Here is a 19,822-nt window from a genome sequence, read left to right as displayed (position 1 = left end):
ACGTGATATAAACGGAGACCATCATGCTGTTCGCCATTCACGCCCTCGACCGCGCCGGCGCGCTGCCGATCCGGCTCGCCAATTACGACGCCCACAAGGCTTTCCTGAGCGACACCTCGCGCTTCGGCGTCAAGATCGTGATGTCAGGGCCGCTGGTCTCCGACGACGGCGAGAGGATGATTGGCAGCCTGTTCCTGATCGAGGCGCCCGGCCGCAGCGAGGTCGAGGCTTTCAACCAAGCCGATCCGTTTGCCGCGGCCGACATCTGGGAAAAGGTCACGATCACGGGCTTCCTGCGCCGCCAGGGTTGAAGGCGGCTAAAACAAAAAACGCGAAAACAACCCCATGCACAGTAGAATGAGGTTGTTTTTACACATGAATTTTCGTCGCAAACGTTTTTGACTCGTCGGGCAAAACAGGAGCAGAGTGTCATCCTCGCCCGATTGACGCCCCTGCGCCTCGATCCAGAGCTTTGCGACCGCCCAGACGGCTAGCCGCTCGTCACCGTCGCACCTTCTTCGAGATGACAGGCCACCCACTGCTCGGGTCCAGCCGCGCGCAATGTCGGCTCCTCGGTCCGGCAGCGATCGAATACGTATGGGCAACGGGTGTGGAAGCGGCACCCGCTCGGCGGGTTGATCGGACTCGGCACGTCTCCCTTGAGGATGATGGGATTGCGCTGAGCGCCAGGCTCGGGCAGCGGCACCGCCGAGAGCAGCGCCTTGGTGTAAGGATGCTTTGGCGCGGCGAAGATCTCGTAGCGCGGCGCCACCTCGACGATCTTGCCGAGATACATCACCGCGACGCGATGGGTCATGTGCTCGACGATCGCGAGGTCATGGCTGATGAACAGCAGCGCCAGGCCGAACTCGCGCTGCAGATCCTGCAGCAGATTGACGATCTGGGCCTTTACGGAGACGTCGAGCGCCGACACCGCCTCGTCGCAGACGATCAGCTCGGGCTCGGCGGCGAGCGCACGCGCGATGCCGATGCGCTGGCGCTGGCCCCCGGAGAATTCGTGCGGCCTGCGGTTCAGCGCCTCGCGCGGCAGGCGCACGGTGTCCATCAGCGCCGTCACGCGTGTCTCGAGATCGATCGCGGATTTGGCGAGGCCGAAATTGCGGATCGGCTCGGCCAGGATGTCGCGCACGCGCATGCGCGGATTGAGGCTCGAGAACGGGTCCTGGAACACCACCTGCACGCGGCGGCGCATCTGGCGCATCGTGCTCGGATGGGCGTCGTCGATTCGCTGGCCGTCGAGGATGACCTGCCCCGCCGTGATGTCGAACAGGCGCAGGATCGCGCGGCCGACCGTCGATTTACCGCAACCGGACTCGCCGACCAGCGACAGCGTCTCGCCGCGCGCGATCTCGAACGACACGCCATCCACCGCATAGACCCATTCGGACTTGCGGCTGAACAAGCCTTTTTTGACCGGGAAGTGCTTCTTGAGGTCGTTGACCTGGAGCAGCGGGGGACTCATGCCGCGACCGCTCCCTTGGCCGCATAGTGGCAGGCCGCAACGTGACGTGGCCCCTTCTCTTCGAGCCCCGGCGCATACTGCCGGCAGAGATCGGTCGCGAGCGCACAACGTCCGGCGAAGACGCAGCCGACGATGGGCTTGCGCAGATCAGGCACCTGCCCCGGAATCTCTGCAAGCCGCCTCGCGGTGCCGGTCAGCGACGAGCCGAGCCGCGGCACTGCGCCGAGCAGGCCCTGCGTGTAGGGATGACGCGGCGACCGGAACAGGTCCGCCACCGGCGCCTCCTCGACCTTGCGCCCGGCATACATGACCATGACGCGCTCGGCGATCTCGGCGACGACACCGAGATCGTGGGTGATCAGGATGATCGCCGCGCCAACCCGGTGCTTGAGATCCAGCATCAATTTCAGGATCTGCGCCTGGATCGTCACGTCGAGGGCTGTGGTCGGCTCGTCGGCAATGAGAAGCTTTGGATTGCAGGCGAGTGCAATGGCGATCATGACGCGCTGGCGCATGCCGCCGGAGAGCTGATGCGGATATTCCCGCACGCGCCGCTTCGGCTCGGGAATGCCGACCAGAATCAGCATCTCGATCGCGTGCGCCTCGGCGGCCTGCTTGTCCAGCCCCTGGTGAATCATCAGCGTTTCGCGGATCTGACGGCCGACGGTCAGGACCGGGTTGAGGCTGGTCATCGGTTCCTGGAAGATCATCGAGATGTCGTTGCCGCGGATCGCGCGCATCTCGCGATCCGACATTTGCAGCAGGTCCTTGCCCGCGAAGCGGATGCTGCCGGCGATCCTGCCGGGCGGTTCCGGGATCAGCCGCATCAGCGACATCGAGGTCACCGACTTGCCGCAACCGGACTCACCGACGATGGCGAGCGTCTCGCCCTCGTTGACATGGAACGACACGCCTTCCACCGCGCGGTTGATGCCGCTGGGCGTGCGGAAGTGGGTCTGGAGGTTTTCGACTTCAAGCAGTGCCATCGCGATCAGCCCCTCGCCATCAAAGGCTCTTGGCCATGCGCGGATCGAGCGCATCGCGAAGGCCATCGCCGAGCAGATTGACGGCGAGCACGGTGACCGACAGGAACGCCGCCGGAAAGAACACGATGTAGGGCTTGACCTGCCACAGCGCCCGCCCCTCGGCCATGATGTTGCCCCAGGACGGAATGGTCGGCGGCGTTCCCGCGCCGATGAAGGACAGGATCGCTTCCGTGATCATCGCACTGGCGCAAATGTAAGTCGCCTGGATCAGCATCGGCGCCAGCGTGTTGGGCAGGATGTGGCGCAGGATGATCATCGGTGTGCGCGTACCGCAGGCGACCGCCGCATCCACGTAAGGCTGTTCGCGCAGCGACAGCACCACACTACGGACAAGGCGGGAAACCCGCGGGATTTCGGCAACCGTAATCGCCAGAATGACGTTGCCGACGCTGCCGCGTGTCAGCGCCATCAGCGCGATCGCCAGCAGGATCGGCGGGATCGACATCAGGCCGTCCATGAAGCGCATCAAGATGCCGTCGGCCCAGCGGATGAAGCCGGAGACGATGCCGATGGCGAGACCGGCCGCGGAGGCGAAGATCGCAACGGACAAGCCGACCGTGAGCGAGACGCGCGCGCCGAACAGCACGCGTGAATAGATGTCGCGACCGAGCACGTCGGAGCCAAACCAGTAAAGCGCCGACGGCGCGCGGGTGCGCTTGGCCGGCGCAAGTGCGGTCGGATCCACCGTGCCAAGATAAGGCGCAAAAATCGCGATCAGGACGAGTATCAGCAGCAACGTGCCACCGATGGCGACGGTGGGATGGCCCCGCAGCAGGCCGATGAAGCCGCGCCGGATCACGACGGGCCGAAGAATCTCCGGCAGTTGCGGCGCGAGGACGAAGCCCGCCGGCAGCGCTTGCGGATTGACGGTCGTGTCGGTCAATAGCGGATCCTCGGGTCAACGAGCGTATAAACGACGTCGATCATCAGATTGACGAGGACGTAGACGAAGCTGAACAGCAGCACGATGCCCTGGATGACGGGATAATCGCGGCGCAGGATCGCGTCGATCGTGAGCCGGCCGAGGCCGGGAATCGCGAACACGCTTTCCGTGACGACCGCGCCGCCGATCAGAAGCGCAATGCCGATCCCGATCACCGTGACGATCGGCACTGCCGCGTTCTTCAGCGCGTGGACGAACAGGATGCCGCCCTGCCCGAGGCCCTTGGCGCGCGCGGTGCGGATATAATCCTGTTGCAGCACTTCGAGCATGGTGGCGCGCGTGATACGCGCGATCAGCGCGATGTAGACACAGCCGAGTGCGATCGACGGCAGGATCAGGTTTTGCAGCCAGGGCCAGAGGCCCTGGGCGAGCGGCGTATAGCCCTGCACGGGAAGCCATTCGAGCTCCAGCGCAAAGACGTAGGCGAGGACATAGCCGACGACGAAGACCGGCAGGGAGAAGCCGAACACGGCAAAGGCCATGATGGCCCGGTCGATCAGGCTTCCCGCCTTCCAGGCCGCCAGCACGCCGAGCGGCACCGCGACCACGATCGTGAGCAGGAGCGTGACCATCATCAGCGACAGCGTCGGCCCGAGACGCTGGCCGATCATGGTCGAGACCGGCAGATTGGTGAAGATCGAGGTGCCGAGATCGCCGTGCAGAATGCGCCAGACCCAGCTGCCGAACTGGATCAGGAAGGGTCGGTCGAGCCCGAGGCTCTGACGGATGCGCTCCACATCCTCCGGACTTGCCTGATCGCCCGCGATCACCACGGCGGGATCCCCCGGCGCGATGTAGAGCAGGCTGAACACGAACAGCGCGACGATCGCCATCACGGGCAAGGTCGAGGCGATACGCCGGAGGATGTAGGAGAGCATCTGGCTTCAGCGCAGGGTCATGCGGATTTCGACACGCCCCAGAAGAACGGCAGCGGCCCTTTCGTGATGCCGGAGACGTTCTTGCGCCAGGCCGTGTAGCTGAGGAAGAAGCCGGTCGGCGCGTAGACGACGTCCTCGAGCGCGACCTTGTTGAGGCGAGCGACCGCGGCCTTCTCCTCGTCGAGGTTCTTGGCCTCGAACCAGGACGTGACCTCCTTCTCGGTGCCGGGGCTGCTCGGCCAGCCGAACCACGCCTTGTCGCCGTTGGCGCGAATGGCGGTGTAGGGCGCCGGATTGATGCAGTCCGAGCCCGCATGCCAGGTGTGGAACATGTTCCAGCCGCCCTGTCCGGGCGGCGTCTTCTGCGCGCGGCGGGAGCCGACCGTGCCCCAATCGGTCGCGACGAAATCGACATTCATGCCGAGCTGCTTCAAGAGATCGGCGGTCACATCGCCGAACGCCTTGGTGATCGGCTGGTCCTGCGCCACCAGGCACGTCACCGGTTGGCCGGAATAGCCGCTCTCCGCGAGCAGCTTCTTGGCGGCGTCGAGATCGCGCTTGCCCTTCAAGACTTCGCCGCCCGCCTCGGTGTAGAGCGGCGTATCGGGCGTGAAGAAGCCCGGCAGCGACTTCCACAGCGAATTGTCGTCGCCGACGAGCGCACGCATATAGTCTTCCTGGCTCATCGCCATCAGCACTGCGCGCCGCGCCCGCACGTCGTTGAAGGGCGGATACAGGAAGTTCATGCGGAACGAGCCGACATTGCCGAGGGGATCGCCGATGTCGACGCTGATGTTCTTGTTCTTCTTCAGGACCGGGACGAGGTCCGCGATGGGGTTCTCCCACCAGTCGATCTCGCCGTTTTGCAACGCGGCCGCGGCGGTCGCCGGATCCGGCATCACGATCCATTCGACGCGGTCGAGCAGCATCTGCTTGCCGCCGGCGAGCCACGATGCCTTCTCCTGCCGCGGCACATAGTCGGCGAATTTTTCGAACACGGCTTTGGCGCCCGGGACCCACTCACCCTTGGCGAACTTCATCGGCCCCGAGCCGACATAATCGCCGATCTGCTTGAACGGGTCGGTCTGCGCGATGCGCTCCGGCATGATGAAGGCGCAAGGCGAGTTGTTCTTGCCGAGCGCATAGAGCATCTTCGGGAACGGCTGCTTCAGCACCCATTTGAAGGTGCGGTCGTCGACAGCGGTGAGTTCCTGCTGCAGCGCCTTGAGCATCAGCCCCATCGGATCGCGTGCCGCCCAGCGAGTGAGACTCGCAACGACGTCCTTGCTCAGCACCGGCTCGCCGTCATGGAATTTGAGCCCCGGCCGCAATTTGAACGTCCAGGTGGTGCCGTCGTCGGTCACTTCCTCGGCCTCGACCATCTGCCGCTGCGGCTGCAGCGCGGAATCGACGCCGTAGAGCGTATCCCAGACCAGCGCGGCGGCATTGCGCACGACATATTGCGTGCCCCAGATCGGGTCGAAATTGGCAAGGTTTGCTTGCGGCACGAAGCGCAGGGTGCGCGCGGAGGCGCCTTGTGCGATCGCCGGGGCCGAGAGGCCGCTCAATGCCAGACCGCCCGCGCCGGCCAGTCCCTTCAATACGGTCCTGCGATCCATGAAATCCTCCCAATAGTGCCGTGATGCCGGCCATCGTTGGCCAAGAACAGGTGAAACCAGAGCTCATTGGCGTGCAAATGGTATGCCACTAACCAGACCTTCGCCAGCGCGATATCCGCACTAGCTGGGCCAGTCGAGACCTCAAAGCGCGGCCGCCAGCACCGGGCCGGTCTCGATATGCGGGATCGCCTCGACCAGCTTGCGCGTGTAGTCGGTCTTGGGATTGTCGAACAACGCCCGGCTCTCGCCCTGCTCCACGATGCCGCCATTGCGCAGCACGATGGTGCGGTCGCAGAGCATCCGCACCACGTTGAGATCGTGGCTGACGAACAGCAGCGCGATGTCGTTCTCGCGCCGCAGGCGGTCGAGCAGTTGCAGCACCACGGCCTGAACGGAGACGTCGAGCGCAGCGGTCGGCTCGTCCAGCACCAGAAGGCGCGGCCGGCAGGCGATGGCACGGGCGATGCCGACGCGCGCCTTCTGGCCGCCGGAGAGCTGATGCGGAAAGCGCGGCAACAGATCCAGCGGCAGCCCCACGCGATCGGCGCAGTCTTCCACCCGGTTGCGCAGCGCATCGCCCCCACGCATACGATCGAGCCGCATCAGGGGATGGGCGATGCAGTCGAAGGCGGTGAAGCGCGGATTGAGGCTCTCGTTCGGGTCCTGGAACACCATCTGGATATCTTTGCGGAACTGCGAGCGGTGAAAGTCGCGCGACGCCACATGGCCGATCGCCTGGCCGTCGAACACGATCTCGCCCTCGCTCGGGTCGATCAGGCGGCAGATCATGCGCGACGTCGTGCTCTTGCCGGAGCCGGATTCACCGACGAGGCCGACGCTCTCGCCGCCGGCCATCGTCATCGAGAAGTCCGCCACCGCCGCAGCGCCCTCGTCGAAGCGTTTTGCGAGCTTGCGCACTTCCAGCAGCGGCGGAGTCCCGTGGACGGGCTCCCGTCTGGGCCTGCCGATGACAGCCGCGTAGCCTTCCCGCTCCTCTTCCGTCACGAGATCCTCAATCCGGGAGGTCGCGGTTGGCGACGCCGCCACCAGACGCCTGGTATAGGCGTGCTGCGGCGCGCCGAAGAGCGTCCTGGGGCTTGCCTCTTCGACGATGCGGCCGCGTTCCATCACCGCGATACGGCGGCAATATCGCGCCGCTAACCCGAGATCGTGCGTGATCAGGATCGTCGCCATGCCGCGCGCGGCGGCAATCTCCGCCAGGAGGTCCATCACCACTTTCTGCGTGGTGACATCGAGTCCGGTCGTCGGCTCATCGGCGATCAACAGCGCGGGATTGCAGGAAATCGCGATCGCGATCATGACACGCTGGCACATGCCGCCCGAGAGTTCGTGCGGATAGGCGTTCATCCGCGTCTCGGGGTCGCGGATCTGGACGGCGCGCAACAGCTCCAGCGCTTCGGCGCGGGCGGCATCCTTCGATATCCGCTTGTGCGTGAGGATCGCGTCCGCGATCTGCAAACCGATCGCGCGGATCGGATTGAGCGCCGCCCGCGGGTTCTGGAAGATCATCGACATCGCGGCGCCCTGGAGCTGCCGGAGATCGTCACCCCTGAGTTTTGTGACGTCCTGCCCGCGAAACAGTATCTTGCCTGCGGTGACGCGGCCGGCCGCATCGAGCAGCCGCGTCGTGGCAAAACCGGTGACCGACTTGCCAGAGCCGCTTTCGCCGACGAGGCCAAGCATCTCGCCGGCTTCGACCGTGAGCGTCACACCGCGCACGGCCTCGACCATCCCTCGTCGCGTCGAGAATTCGACGTGGAGGTCGTCGATCCTGAGCAATTCCTCGCTCATGTGCGCATGCGCGGATCGAGAATGTCCCGCATCCCGTCACCGAGGAGGTTAAAGCACAGCACGGCCATCATCAACGCGAGGCCCGGAAAGGCCACCAGCCACCACCGCCCCGTCGAGATGAAGCGCGCCCCCTCCGCGACCATGATGCCCCATTCCGGGGTCGGCGGCTTGACGCCAAGGCCGATGAAGGAAAGACCGGCGGCGTTCAGGATCGCCCAGCCGAGGTTGAGTGAGATTTGCACCGCCATCGCCGGCAGGATGTTCGGCAACAGGAAGCGCAGCACCACCGAGAAATGACTCTCGCCGCAGGAACGCGCCGCCTCCACCCAGCCGACATTGCGCCGGACGTTGACCTCGGCACGGGCGAAGCGGATGTAGAAGGGCAGATTGATGATCGCGGTCGCAATGACGATGTTCTCGATCCGGTTGCCGAGCGCCGCAACCATCGCCATCGCCAGCACAAACAGCGGAAAGGCCATCATGACATCGACGAAGCGGCCGACCGAGCGGTCGAGCCTGCCGCCGGCATAGCCGCAGAACGAGCCCACGACGGCGCCGATCACGAAGGAGATGCCGACCGCCGAGACCGCGATGGCCAGGTCGAGCCGTGCCGCAACGACGAGGCGGCTGAACACGTCGCGCCCGAGCTGGTCGGTGCCGGCAAGGTGCGCCGCGCTCGGCGGCTGCAAGGCCTCCGAGACATTGGAGACGATGGGATCATAGGGCACGAGCCACGGTCCGAAGATCGCGACCAGGACGAACAGCAGGACACCGGCCGCGGCGACGCCGGTCAGCGGGTTGCCGCGCAAAATCCAGACCGAATGGCGGAGGGTTGCGCTGGTCATCCGATCGACACCCTGGGATCGGCGATGCCGTAGCAGATATCGACGACCAGATTGACCAGCACGAAGATGCCAGCCATCAGCAGCACAAATCCCTGCACCGGCGCATAGTCGGACGACAGCAGCGCATCGAGCGCGTAGGAGGCAACGCCCGGCCAAGAGAACACCTTCTCCACCAGGACATTGGCGCCAAGCATCGTCGAGAACACGATGCCGGCAATGGTGATGACGGGAAGGATCGCATTGCGCAGCGCATAGGTGACGACGACCTTCTGCCAGGACAATCCGACGGAGCGCGCGGTGCGCACGAAATCGCTACCGAGCGAGACCAGCATCGAGGCACGTGTGATCCGCGCCAGCGGCGCGATGACGAACAGGGCCATGCTCAGCGCCGGCAGGATCAACTGCTTGCAGGCCGCCCACCAGCCTTCGATGTCCCCCCCGAGCAGGAAATCGATCGACAGGAACCCAGTGCGCTGCGGCGGCAGTGAGGTGAAGACGTCGATCCGCCCGGTCGGATCAGGCGCAAGACCGAGCAGATAGTAGAACACATAGATCAGCAGCAGGCCCGAGACGAAGGTCGGCACGCAGACGCCGAGCGCACAGAACAGCCGCACGCCGTGATCGACCAGCGATCCCGGTTTCAAGGCTGCGACCACGCCGAGCGGGACCGCCGCGATCAGCGCGATCAGCAGCGCCGTGAAGGTGAGCTCCAGCGAGGCCGGCAGCCGTTCGCGAAGGTCCTTCAGGACCGGCTGGCCGGTCATCATGGAGCGGCCGAGATTGCCGTGCCCGACATCGGACAGATAGAACACGAGCTGCTCCGGCACCGACTTGTCGAGCCCCATCTGCTTGCGGATCTGCTCGATCTCTTCCTTGCCGGCATTGGGCCCCGAGGCGAAGAACACCGCGGGATCTCCGGGGAGGACCCGCATCAGTAGAAAGGTGAAGACCAGCACGCCGAACAACGCCGGCAGCGACGACAGAAGCCGCCTCCCCGCCCGCGCCACCGTCGCACCAAGACCTGTCATCACCATTCAGAGCCCTTGCATGTCGAGATCACTTGCGGCTGACGTCCCGATAATCCACTTGGCGATGGAACTCGTAGGTATAGCCCTCGATCGACGAGGCCATCACGGCGTCCTGGTTCGGCTGCCACAGCGGGATCTGCGGCATCTCGCTGAAATGGATCGCGTTGAGCTTGCGGCCATCCTCCTCGTACTTGGCCTTGTCGGGCTCGAAGCGCGCTTCCTGCGCGATCGTCGCCAGCTCCGGATTGTTGATCGAGCTGTAATTCCAGCGCTGATTGCCCGTGTAGAAGTTGCGGTAGAAGTAATCGGTCGAGGGCAGCCAGGCGACGATGCCTTCCGTGAACAAGGGCAGCTTCTTCTCGTTGATCTGCGTCGACATCTGCGCGTCCGGCAGCTTCTGGATGTCGACCTTGATCCCGATCTTGGCAAGCGATTCCTTCACGAGGGCCGCCATCGGCTCGGCGGTCGAGGCCTGGCCGACGTTGAAGCTGAAGGTGGTCGAAAAACCCTCCGGGAGTCCAGCAGCTTTCAGATACTCCCTCGCCTTGTCGAGATCGGTCTTCACCGGCGCCTGGAACGGATAGATGCCGTTCAACGGCTTGCCATCCGGCCAAGTCGCACCGAACAGCGGGGCTCCGCGACCGAACAGGGCAGCCTTGAACATGTCCTCATAGGGCAGCGCGAAGGCGACGGCGCGGCGGACGTTGACGTTGTCGAAAGGCGGGATCTGGTTGTTCATCGAGACGAAGGTGATCGAATTGTATTGCGGCGTCGAGATCACCTTGAGCTTGCCCTTGGCTTCGAGCGATTGCACGTCGCTGGCCTGGAGATCAACGACGAGATCGGCATCGCCACGCTCGACAAGATTGGCGCGGGTCGCGGGCTCCGGCACGGACTGCACGATTACGCGCTTGAAGAACGCCGGCTTGTCGGGCGAGCCGCGGTTCCAATCCTCGTTGCGCTTGATGATCACTTGCTCGCCGGGCTTGAAGCTCTCGATGACATAAGCACCGCTGCCGGCGGTGTGCTCCTTCAGCCAGGCCGTGGCCCATGGATCCTCTGGTGTCGCATGCTCCTTGGCGACTTTCGAGTTGATGATCAGCGGGTAGACGGTCGCGAGATTCGGCAGCGCGAGCTTGTCGGGTTTCGGCAGCGTCACTTCGATTGTGAGGGGATCAATCACCTTGAACTGGTCAGCCGACGTCAATGATCCCGTCAGCAATTGTGCCTTGCCGAGGATCGGCGCGGTGACGCAGCGATCCAGCGACCATTTGACGTCCTCGGCGGTCACGGGCGAGCCGTCCTGGAACTTAGCATCCTTGCGCAGACGGAACGTCAGCTTCAGTCCGTCCGGACTGACGTCGTAGGATTCGGCGAGCTCGCCGGTGATCTTGTCGAGATCGAACACCCATTTGCCGTTGAGCTGCTTGCGGCCGAACGCCACAAGGCGGTCGTAAGTGCTCATGCTCAGTGCGAAGGATTCCCGCGTCGAGCCCGGGATGTTGGGATCGAGCGTGTTGACCGATGCACCGGTGACATAGCGCAGCGTCTCCGCCCTGGTTTGCGCTTGCGCAGGCGCAGCGGCGACAAGCAGAAGCGCAGTGGTGGCGAGCACGGAGGATGCCATCCTGAAAGACACAAAACGCATTCGTTTTCCCCAAAATTTTCGACAAGAACGCCGACAGGACAGGTTAAGAAAGAAGCAAGTTGCGCGCCAGTCTCTTGATGCGCTCTTGTGGACGCTTTGTCGCGGCGGCGCATGGACGATCATCGCGATTCCTCCAAGTTTCGCGCTGGCCGCGTCACCACGGCCTGCGGCACGTCATAGGCGCGAAGCGAGGCCCAATGCCGTTCGACATCGGCACGAAACAGGCCGCGCGTCAGGCCATTCACCAGCTTCGGCGCCGCGGTCGTCATCGCGTTGATCGACGATCCCGACGGACCGAAACTCATGGTGGAGGCGATGGCGAAGAGATGGATATTCGAGATCCACGGCGTATCGCCCGCGACACGCTCGGTGAAGGCATAATCGTCGGCGAGATAGGGAAAGCGACCGAGCCGCGCGCTGCGCTCGCTCTCCGGGGGCTGGTAGCGGTCGGCCCAGGTTGCGATATTGCCGGCAAATGCGCGCAACTCGCCACGGCCGGAAAAATCCATGTCGATGCCGGTGCCGCAGATGACGAAATCCGCAGGTATGGCGCCGCGCGGTGTCTGCAATTCCACACCACGATCGGTCTCGCGGGCCGCCTCGATCGGGGCGCCCTCGTGCAATGTGAAATTGGCGTGATTTGCGCAGCGATCGTAAGTTGCCTGCGGAAAGCCTTCGCGCATGTCGAGGATGGTGCGCATGAAGCGCCACCGCCAGGCATCGTCGAGATCGCTGAGATGGCGGAGGAAGCCGCGGAAAGTCAGCCAGCGATAGGGCTGGATCAGCTGGATCTGCGCACGACGACACAGCAGGTGCACCTCCGCCGCGCCCGCTTCCAGCGCGGTTGCTGCGTTGTCGAAGGCAGATGCGCCGGCACCGATCACGGCGACGCGCTTGCCGCGAAGGTTTTCGAAGTCGATGTCGTCGGCGACGGTTGCGACCGAGCTCATGGGCAGATGGCTCAGCGGCTCGGGGATCATCCAGTTCCCCATCCCCTCCTGCCCCGTCGCAAGCACGATCTTGCGCGCATGGAGTGTCTCGACGCCATCGCCACGTTTCACGCGTGCGGCCAGCAAACCATCCCGCGCCGGCCGGATTTCCAGAAGCTCGCTCCCGTTGCGCACCGGCAAGCCGACTGTGCGCCGCAGCCAGAGCAGATACTCAGCCCAGTGGCCGCGCGGGATCAGGTCGAGTGTCTGCCAGCTCTCCGTGCCGAAGCGGGCCTCATGCCAGGATTGATAGGTCAGGCTGGGGATGTCGAGGTCAGGTCCCGTATAGTCCTTCGGGCTGCGCAGCGTCGGCATGCGGGCATAGGCGAGCCATGGCCCCTCCTTCCCCTCCTCGGCCTTGTCCAGCAGCAGGATGTTGCTGACGCGGGAGCGCAGCAGGCCGAAGCCGATGGCGATGCCGGATTGGCCGGCGCCGATCACGAGCACATCCAGCGCCGGCTTGCCATCCGGTCCCGTCTTCGGTTCGAGCCAGGCGGCACCGGGATGCGCGATCCGCGCGAGATCGGCGCGAACGTCCATTTCGAGCTCTGTCAGCGCATCACTCATGCCGCAAGCCAGCCTCCGTCGACCACCATCACGGTGCCGGTCGTAAATGAGGAGGCATCGCTTGCGAGGTGGAGCGCGGCCTGCGCGATCTCATCGGCCTGGCCGAACCGCTTCATGGCATGGCGGTCGCGGGAGGCTTCGCGCACCTCGTCCGCATTGGCGTGGCGGGCAAAGCTGCGGCGAAGCATCGGCGTGTCGATCGCACCGGGCGCGATGGCGTTGACGCGAATGCCGTCCGCCGCGAAATCCACCGCCATCGTCCGGGTCAGGCTGACAATCGCGCCCTTGGCGGCGATATAGGCACTGTTGCCCTTGCCGCCGGCAATCGCAAGCTGCGACGCCAGCGTGATGATCGAACCGCTGTTCTGCCGCTGCATCTGCGGCACGGCTGCCCTCGCCCACAGCCAGGTGCCGCCGACATTGGTGCGGAACACCGCATCCCAATCGGCGGGGTCCGTTGTCAACACGGTGCCGCCACAGGAGAAGCCAGCGGCAGTCATCAGGATATCGAGCTGGCCGTGCCGTGCTACCACATCATTTGCCACCGCCTCGGCGAAATCGGCATCGCCGACGTCGCCAATATGCGTCATGGCCTCGCCGACCAAGCTCAACGTTTCCTGAAGTCCGGCTGGATCGCGATCGACCAGAGCAAGACGTGCGCCCTCTTCCGCGAACAGCTTTGCACTGGCGCGGCCGATGCCGGAGCCTGCGCCCGTGATGATGGCCGTGCGCCCCTGCAGCCGCATCTCAGATCCACTCCTTATGCTGCGTCAACCAGGCGCTCATCGCGGCCGCCGACTCGGCGCAGCCGAACTGCGCGCGCCAGCCGAATTCATCCGCCATCCGGTTCACCGACAGCGGCGCGCGATAGGGCCCATGCAGCTTGATGACGGTTTTCTCGCCGGGCGCCGCGACCCGGCACTCCAGGCCGGGATGCAACGCCGCAAAGGCCTCGCCCCATTGCAGCGCAGGCCAAAGTTCTCCGCGGGAGATGTTGTAGAGCCGGTGGCGCGGCCGCTCGGCTTCGATCAGCAGTGCGACGGCCTCGGCCGCATCCGGCGCGTAGATCCAGTCCCGCATGCCCGCTTCAGGCATGATCGCCGGCTCGCCGCGCGCGAACGCGGCCAAGATCTGGAACTGGAGGCTTGGCGTGTCGCGCACGGAACTCGGTCGCTCCCACGGTCCGAATAGCGCGCTCAGCCGCACATTTAGGAAATCACCGCCGAAGAGCTCGGCGTGACGCGCAACCGATCGCTCCGATGTGAACTTGCTGATCGCGTAGAACGAGACCGGATCGCAAGGCGTGTCCTCGTCCAGAATCTCGACCCGCGCGCCCGCGGCGCCATAGGCCGATGCCGAGGAGAGATTGACGACCCGGCGCACGCCATGCCGGATCGCGGAGAGCAGGATCGGGATCTGCGCCATCACGTTGATCTCGAGAACGCGCGCGGTCGATGCCCTCTCCAGTTCATCACCGGCGGTGATGGCCGCGCCGAGCACGATCGCATCAACTCCTTCGGCGATGAGGGCATCGATGGCATCTGCGTCGGTGATATCGCCCTGCACCGCTTTGAGCCGTGCGCCGTAGTCGGCAAGAGACCGCCGCGCGGATGGCGGCAACTCTGCACGGTCGTACAGCGTCACGTCATGGCCGCGCGCGAGCAGCGCCTCCGCAACATTGAGCCCGACAAAGCCGGTGCCGCCGAAGATGACGATCTTCATCGCGCGCGATCCACCGTCACAGTAGCTTCGCTCCGAAATTGCGCTCGGGATCCATGTCGGCCACGAGCCGCCCCGTCGGCATGGCCGCCTCGCCGCCGCTGCGTGCCAGGAACTGGCCGCTGCCTGCGCTCGCGAGGCACTTGTTGCCATCGATGATCACTCGGCCACGCGACAGCACCGACACCGGCCAGCCCTTCAGCTTGCGGCCTGCAAACGGCGTGTAGCCGGCAAGGTCGTGCATCATCTCATCGGCGATCTCGACCTCGCGATTAGGATCCCAGATTGCAATATCGGCATCGGCGCCGACCGCGATCGAGCCCTTGCGCGGATGCAGATTGTAAATCTTGGCCGGCGCCGTCGACGTCAGTTCGACGAACTTTTCCAGGCCCAGCCGCCCGTTCGACACCATCGCGTCGAACAGCAGCGGCAGGCGCAGCTCCAATCCCGGCAGGCCATTCGCGACCTGCTTGAAGTTCGGATTGGGGCCGGCGCGCAGCTTGCCGGTCTCGTCATAGCGATACGGCGCGTGATCCGACGAGATGGTCTGGAGATCGCCGAGCGACAGCGCCTGCCACAGCGCCTCCTGGTCTGAATGCGTCCGCGGCGGCGGGCTGCACATCCACTTGGCTCCTTCCACCTCGGGCTTGTCGAGATCGGCTGCGGTGAAGAACAGGTATTGCGGACAGGTCTCGGCAAACACCTTCAACCCCTGCCCGCGCGAATCGCGGATCACCTTGGCGCCTTCGGCGGTGGAGACGTGGAAGATCATGATGGGCTGGTCGATCAGCGCAGCCATGCCGATCAACCGGGTAAAGGCTTCCGCCTCCGACACGCGGGCGTGGCTGACGGCGTGATATTTCGGCATTGTGTAGCCGCGCGCGAGCAGGCGCTTCACCATCCAGGCGATGATACCGTGGTTTTCGGCATGGGCGCACAACATCGCGCCGGACTGGCGCGCGGCAAGAAGGATGTCCAGCAGCGGCTCATCATCCACCTTGAGCCGGTCGTAGGTCATGAAAATCTTGATCGAGGCGTGGCCCTGCTTCACCAGCGCCGGAATGTGCTCCTCGACCGTTTCCCGGGTCGCATCCGCAATGATCATGTGAAAGGCGTAGTCGATCACTGCGCCCTTCTTGGCGAGGGCGTGATAATCCTCCACCACCTGCGGCAGCTTCATGCCGACATGCTGGGCCGCAAACGGGATCACCGTGGTCGTGCCGCCGAAGGCCGCCGAGACGGTCGCGCTCTCGAAGGTGTCGGCGTTCATGATGCCGGCAGCGGACAATTGCTCGATATGGGCGTGGCTGTCGACGCCGCCGGGTAGAACGAGTTTCCCGCGCGCGTCGATCTCGCGCTTCGCAGCCGGAAGCCCGCGGCCGATAGCGGCGATGGTCTCACCGGAGATGGCGACATCGGCTTCAAAGACGTCGGTCGTCGTCGCGACGCGCCCACCGCGAATGATCAGGTCGTAAGCGGGTTCAGTCATGAGGCACTCCATGATAGGCTCAAGTTAAGTGATCGAAATTTTGCAGGAAGACCAGCATGTCCCGACCGCGCATTCTCGTCATCAATCCAAATTCCAACCCTGCGGTCACGCGAGGGCTGGAGGACGCGCTGAAGCCGCTCGGTTTCGAGGGCGGGCCGGAACTGGTCTGCCAGACGCTGGCCGAGGGTCCCTTCGGCATCGAAAGCCAGGCCGATGTCGATGGCGTCGCCATGCCGCTGCGCCGGCTGGTCGAGGGCGACAACAGCTCGGCGGCCTTTGTCATCGCCTGCTACAGCGATCCCGGGCTTCAGGTCTGTCGCGAAGGCACCGACCGGCCCGTGTTCGGCATTGCCGAGTGCGGCGTGCTGACCGCGATGGCCCGCGCCGAGACCTTTGGCGTCATCGCGATCGCCCAGCGCTCGATCCCGCGTCACATGCGCTATCTCAGGCAGATGGGACTGACCGAACGTCTTGCCGGCGAGCGGCCGCTCAACATGAGCGTCGCGGAAACCGCCTCGGGCGAAGGCACGCTGGCCAAAATGATCGAAATCGGCCGCGCGCTGCGCGACGAGGACGGCGCCCGTGCCATCGTGATGGGCTGCGCCGGCATGGCACGGCACCGCCGCCCGCTGGAAGAGGCGCTCGGCATTGCCGTGATCGACCCGACACAGGCGGCCGTCACCATGGCGCTGGGTACGGTGCAGTTCTCGAACCACTAGGCGTCCTTCAGCTCTTTGGCGTCCTGCCGCGCGAGCCATTGCGCGTGGCTCTCCCGGACAAGCGCGAACGTATCCCGCTGCGTCGTGTAGAGATTGCCGAACATGCGGCCGATCGGCCGGTAGGCGTCGAGATCGACATACATGTTGGCCTCGTCGACGAGGCCCTCGCGGGCGTGAACCCGGAGCACCTCGCCGACCAGCAGTTCGCGATCGGGCGAAAAATTTAGGGCGACATGGCGCCGGCATTCGAGCGCAAAGGGTGCCGCGGCGAGGCGCGGCACCTTCACGTCTACAGAGGGAAGCGTCGCCAGCCCTGCCGCGGCGACCTCGCTGTCACCGGACGGGAAATCGACCGCGCAGTCATTCATCGCCGCGGAGAGCGCCTCATCAACCATGTGAACGACGAACTCGCCGTCGCGATGGATGTTGCGGGTGGTGTCCTTCGGGCTGTGATCCGGCTTGTGCTGAAGCCCGAGCACGATCAGCGCCGGAGTCTCCGAAAACACGTTGAAGAAGCTGAACGGCGCGGCGTTGACCGCCCCGTTGGCATCGAGCGTCGTCACCAGCGCAATCGGCCGCGGCACCACCACGCCGCAGAGCAGCTTGTAGCGGTCGCGCGGATCGAGCTCGCGCAAGGATATGCCGGATGTGCTCTGGCCAGTCATCGACGTCACGTCTCCGGCGGCGGCACCGCGCCGGTACGGCTGGTGATCAGGCCGTAATGCTCGATGCGGCGGTGCTGCGCGAAATTGAAGATCGTGGTCTTGCCGAAGGTGGTGGCATCGAGGTCGCAAGGATGGACCAGCAGTTCGTCCTCCTCCGTCTTCGCTTCGGCGACGATCTCGCCGTTGGGATCGACGATCAGGCTGCCGCCGAACAGCGGGTGTCCGTCCTCGTTACCGGCCTTGGCCACCGCGACAACCCAGGTCGCGTTCTGATAGGCGCCGGCCTGCGCCGAGAGGCGGTTATGGAACAACCGTTTCTCGACGCCTTCATCGCTCCTCTCCGCATTCACCGACGGCGTGTTGTAGCCGATCAGCACCATCTCGACGCCCTGCAGGCCCATCACGCGATAGGTCTCGGGCCAGCGCCGGTCGTTGCAGATGGCCATGCCGATGATGCCGCCCAGCTCGCGCCAGACATTGAAGCCGAGATCGCCCGGCTCGAAATAGCGCTTCTCCAGATGCTGGTGCGAGCGCTTGGTGTCGTATTCCACATGGCCCGGCAGATGGATCTTGCGATATTTGCCGACGATCTTGCCGGATTTGTCGGTGAGAACAGCAGTGTTGAAATGATGCCCGTCCGGCGTCAGCTCCGCATAGCCGAAATTCATCGCCATCTGGTGCTGCGCCGCGCGCTCGAACAACGGTTTCGTCGCCGCGTTCGGCATCTCGCGCTCGAACCAATTGTCGAACTCGGCCCGGTCCTCCACGTACCAACGCGGAAAGAAGGTCGTGAGCGCCAGTTCCGGATAGACGATTAGGTCGGCGCCCTTGCTCTTGGCCTCATCCATCAGCGCGATCATGCGCTTGACCACGGCCTCGCGGCTGTCCGCTTTCTGGATCGGGCCCATCTGGGCGGCGGCAACATTGACGATACGCATCAGCGATTTCCTGGTGATGTCTTTGAGCTAAGCTACAGTTTCAAGCACGTGCCGGCGCGCGCAGCATAACGCAGCATCGCCCGGACTTGCCAGCCGGCGCCTGCACATCGGCATCGTGTGCGCTGCACGCTCCATCCTCATGTCTGCTCCTCATCCGCAATATCGAGACCGTGGTCCAGCGCGTCCAGAAGCTGCCCGGCCTCATGCTCGGAAATCACGAGTGGCGGCGCGAGGAACAGGGAAGTCTGCTCGCCGCTGGTCCCGATCACGGCGCCCGCCTCCAGCGCCCGCTCCGCGACGCGCGAGGCAATCGGCACCTCGGTGGTGTCGGCATGCCAGGAGCGCCAGTCCGGCCCGTGCAACTCCACGGTCCAGTGCAGCCCCTGCCCCGCCAGGCGCTGCACGCTTGGATGTTTCTGCGCGATGGCCAGAAGGCGGCGGGTGAACAGCTTTTCGAGACCCCTGACGTGCTCCAAAATCTCGTCATCGCTGATGACTTTCAGATAGGCGCTGACGGCAGCCATGCTGATGGGATGCCCGCGCAACGTGCCGTAATTCTGCCAGCTCGTGCCCTTGAGCCGCTCGACGATGTCTTTCGACACCACGACCGCGGCAACCGCCGCCGCGCCACCGCCGAGCGATTTTCCGAGCGTCACGATATCGGGACGACTTTCGGCTCCCTGGAACGCGAACCAGCGCCCGGCACGGCCCGCACCAGTTACCACTTCATCGGCGATCCAGTAGGAGGCGGCCTGCCGCGCGCACCGCGCCACCTCGTCCTGATAGGCGCCATCGTAGTAGATGCCGCCTTGCGTGTAGTCGATGATCGTCGCTGCCGTATCCGAAAGCAGGCGCGTGGCATCGGCCAGATATTCGCTGGGCGGAACATTGTTGGCCGGCGCGCCGTAGATCGCGCCGTGCGGTGCCGGCAATATCCGCACCGGCGCCATCCGCGCGGGCAGCCGCGAACCGCCTGAATGCACCGCGAGGCCGCCATGCCATTGCGGCTGCACGGTCATGCTGCGCGAGAGGCCCGTAATGCCGTGATAGGCGCGTTCGCGCGTCGCCAGCGCAGACCGCTGCGTCAGGGCCTGACAGAGCGACAGCGCCATGTCATTGGCCTCGCTGCCGCTGATGCAGAAGCGCACCGCGCCAACCCAATCGTCTTCGCCCTTGAACGCGGTGGCCATCAAGTCGTCAGCCGCCTGCTCGCGGCCGACCCAGGTCCAGCCCTCGTTCACGACGGGCGTATCCGCGGCGCGGCGGATCGCCTCCACCATCGCGGGATGACGATGTCCGAGACCGCCGCCGGTGTTGCTGCCGTCGATGAGCTTGCGACCATCCGAGAGATGAAAATAGACGCCCTCGCCGCCGACCACGGCCATGGGCGCGCTGTCGCCGGCATTCAGCCCGGTTCGCAACAATCTGCTCATC

18 protein-coding genes are annotated in these 19,822 nt (G+C 64.8%); 2 read left to right on the top strand and 16 right to left on the bottom strand.

The window, feature by feature from the left end; all coding sequences use genetic code 11:
• Positions 1–23: 23 nt before the first annotated feature.
• Positions 24–311 (top strand): YciI family protein, encoded by a 288-nt coding sequence (locus AC0L3B_RS02965; RefSeq protein ID WP_018458696.1) that lies wholly within the window; start codon positions 24–26, stop codon positions 309–311.
• Between the two features lie 179 nt (positions 312–490).
• On the opposite strand, the gene AC0L3B_RS02960 is transcribed toward AC0L3B_RS02965, so the two are convergent.
• From AC0L3B_RS02960 to hydA, 13 genes are all read right to left on the bottom strand, one after another.
• On the bottom strand, positions 491–1,483 hold the full coding sequence (locus tag AC0L3B_RS02960) for an ABC transporter ATP-binding protein (protein ID WP_018458695.1): 993 nt from the start codon (positions 1,481–1,483) through the stop codon (positions 491–493).
• A complete protein-coding gene (locus AC0L3B_RS02955) occupies positions 1,480–2,469 on the bottom strand; it encodes an ABC transporter ATP-binding protein (RefSeq protein ID WP_027517118.1) in 990 nt (329 codons plus the stop codon). The genes AC0L3B_RS02960 and AC0L3B_RS02955 overlap by 4 nt, the downstream gene beginning before the upstream one ends.
• Positions 2,470–2,488: 19 nt before the next feature.
• Entirely contained in the window at positions 2,489–3,412 is a 924-nt protein-coding gene (locus AC0L3B_RS02950) for an ABC transporter permease (protein WP_018458693.1), read from the bottom strand.
• Positions 3,409–4,350: an ABC transporter permease gene (locus tag AC0L3B_RS02945; protein ID WP_085352392.1), complete on the bottom strand. Its 942-nt coding sequence runs from the start codon at positions 4,348–4,350 to the stop codon at positions 3,409–3,411. Before AC0L3B_RS02945 ends, AC0L3B_RS02950 begins: the two co-directional genes overlap by 4 nt.
• Before the next feature lie 17 nt (positions 4,351–4,367).
• Positions 4,368–5,969 carry an ABC transporter substrate-binding protein gene (locus tag AC0L3B_RS02940; RefSeq protein WP_085352391.1) on the bottom strand — a complete coding sequence of 534 codons (1,602 nt, stop codon included), beginning with the start codon at positions 5,967–5,969 and terminating at the stop codon, positions 4,368–4,370.
• 141 nt (positions 5,970–6,110) lie between these two features.
• Positions 6,111–7,781, bottom strand: a complete 1,671-nt coding sequence (gene nikE / locus AC0L3B_RS02935; RefSeq protein ID WP_473379971.1) for a nickel ABC transporter ATP-binding protein NikE — start codon at positions 7,779–7,781, stop codon at positions 6,111–6,113.
• A complete protein-coding gene (locus AC0L3B_RS02930) occupies positions 7,778–8,626 on the bottom strand; it encodes an ABC transporter permease (RefSeq protein WP_027569265.1) in 849 nt (282 codons plus the stop codon). The genes nikE and AC0L3B_RS02930 overlap by 4 nt, the downstream gene beginning before the upstream one ends.
• Positions 8,623–9,657 carry an ABC transporter permease gene (locus tag AC0L3B_RS02925; protein WP_085352448.1) on the bottom strand — a complete coding sequence of 345 codons (1,035 nt, stop codon included), beginning with the start codon at positions 9,655–9,657 and terminating at the stop codon, positions 8,623–8,625. The genes AC0L3B_RS02930 and AC0L3B_RS02925 overlap by 4 nt, the downstream gene beginning before the upstream one ends.
• 25 nt (positions 9,658–9,682) lie before the next feature.
• Complete coding sequence (locus tag AC0L3B_RS02920) at positions 9,683–11,302, bottom strand: ABC transporter substrate-binding protein (protein ID WP_085352389.1); 1,620 nt, start codon at positions 11,300–11,302, stop codon at positions 9,683–9,685.
• 119 nt (positions 11,303–11,421) lie between these two features.
• Complete coding sequence (locus tag AC0L3B_RS02915) at positions 11,422–12,858, bottom strand: NAD(P)-binding domain-containing protein (protein WP_085352388.1); 1,437 nt, start codon at positions 12,856–12,858, stop codon at positions 11,422–11,424.
• Positions 12,855–13,604, bottom strand: coding sequence for an SDR family oxidoreductase (locus tag AC0L3B_RS02910; RefSeq protein ID WP_018458685.1), 750 nt, complete (start codon positions 13,602–13,604; stop codon positions 12,855–12,857). The genes AC0L3B_RS02915 and AC0L3B_RS02910 overlap by 4 nt, the downstream gene beginning before the upstream one ends.
• 1 nt (position 13,605) lies before the next feature.
• Positions 13,606–14,580 (bottom strand): NAD-dependent epimerase/dehydratase family protein, encoded by a 975-nt coding sequence (locus AC0L3B_RS02905; protein ID WP_018458684.1) that lies wholly within the window; start codon positions 14,578–14,580, stop codon positions 13,606–13,608.
• A gap of 16 nt (positions 14,581–14,596) precedes the next feature.
• On the bottom strand, positions 14,597–16,066 hold the full coding sequence (gene hydA, locus AC0L3B_RS02900) for a dihydropyrimidinase (protein WP_026233637.1): 1,470 nt from the start codon (positions 16,064–16,066) through the stop codon (positions 14,597–14,599).
• A gap of 56 nt (positions 16,067–16,122) precedes the next feature.
• Between hydA and AC0L3B_RS02895 the strand changes: the two genes are divergently transcribed.
• The gene (locus tag AC0L3B_RS02895; RefSeq protein ID WP_094183570.1) at positions 16,123–16,785 is read left to right on the top strand and encodes an aspartate/glutamate racemase family protein; all 663 of its coding nucleotides are present in this window, start codon (positions 16,123–16,125) and stop codon (positions 16,783–16,785) included.
• On the opposite strand, the gene AC0L3B_RS02890 is transcribed toward AC0L3B_RS02895, so the two are convergent.
• From AC0L3B_RS02890 to AC0L3B_RS02880, 3 genes are all read right to left on the bottom strand, one after another.
• Positions 16,782–17,450 (bottom strand): flavin reductase family protein, encoded by a 669-nt coding sequence (locus tag AC0L3B_RS02890; RefSeq protein ID WP_026233636.1) that lies wholly within the window; start codon positions 17,448–17,450, stop codon positions 16,782–16,784. The two genes, AC0L3B_RS02895 and AC0L3B_RS02890, sit on opposite strands and share 4 nt — an antisense overlap.
• Before the next feature lie 5 nt (positions 17,451–17,455).
• The gene (locus tag AC0L3B_RS02885; RefSeq protein WP_018458680.1) at positions 17,456–18,388 is read right to left on the bottom strand and encodes an N-carbamoyl-D-amino-acid hydrolase; all 933 of its coding nucleotides are present in this window, start codon (positions 18,386–18,388) and stop codon (positions 17,456–17,458) included.
• A gap of 137 nt (positions 18,389–18,525) precedes the next feature.
• A complete protein-coding gene (locus AC0L3B_RS02880) occupies positions 18,526–19,821 on the bottom strand; it encodes an aminotransferase class III-fold pyridoxal phosphate-dependent enzyme (RefSeq protein ID WP_473379970.1) in 1,296 nt (431 codons plus the stop codon).
• Position 19,822: the final 1 nt, after the last annotated feature.

The organism is Bradyrhizobium sp. Kon56 (assembly GCF_055807635.1).
Note: the sequence above shows the minus strand (reverse complement) of the source record. Positions and strands in the feature narration are given on the sequence as shown.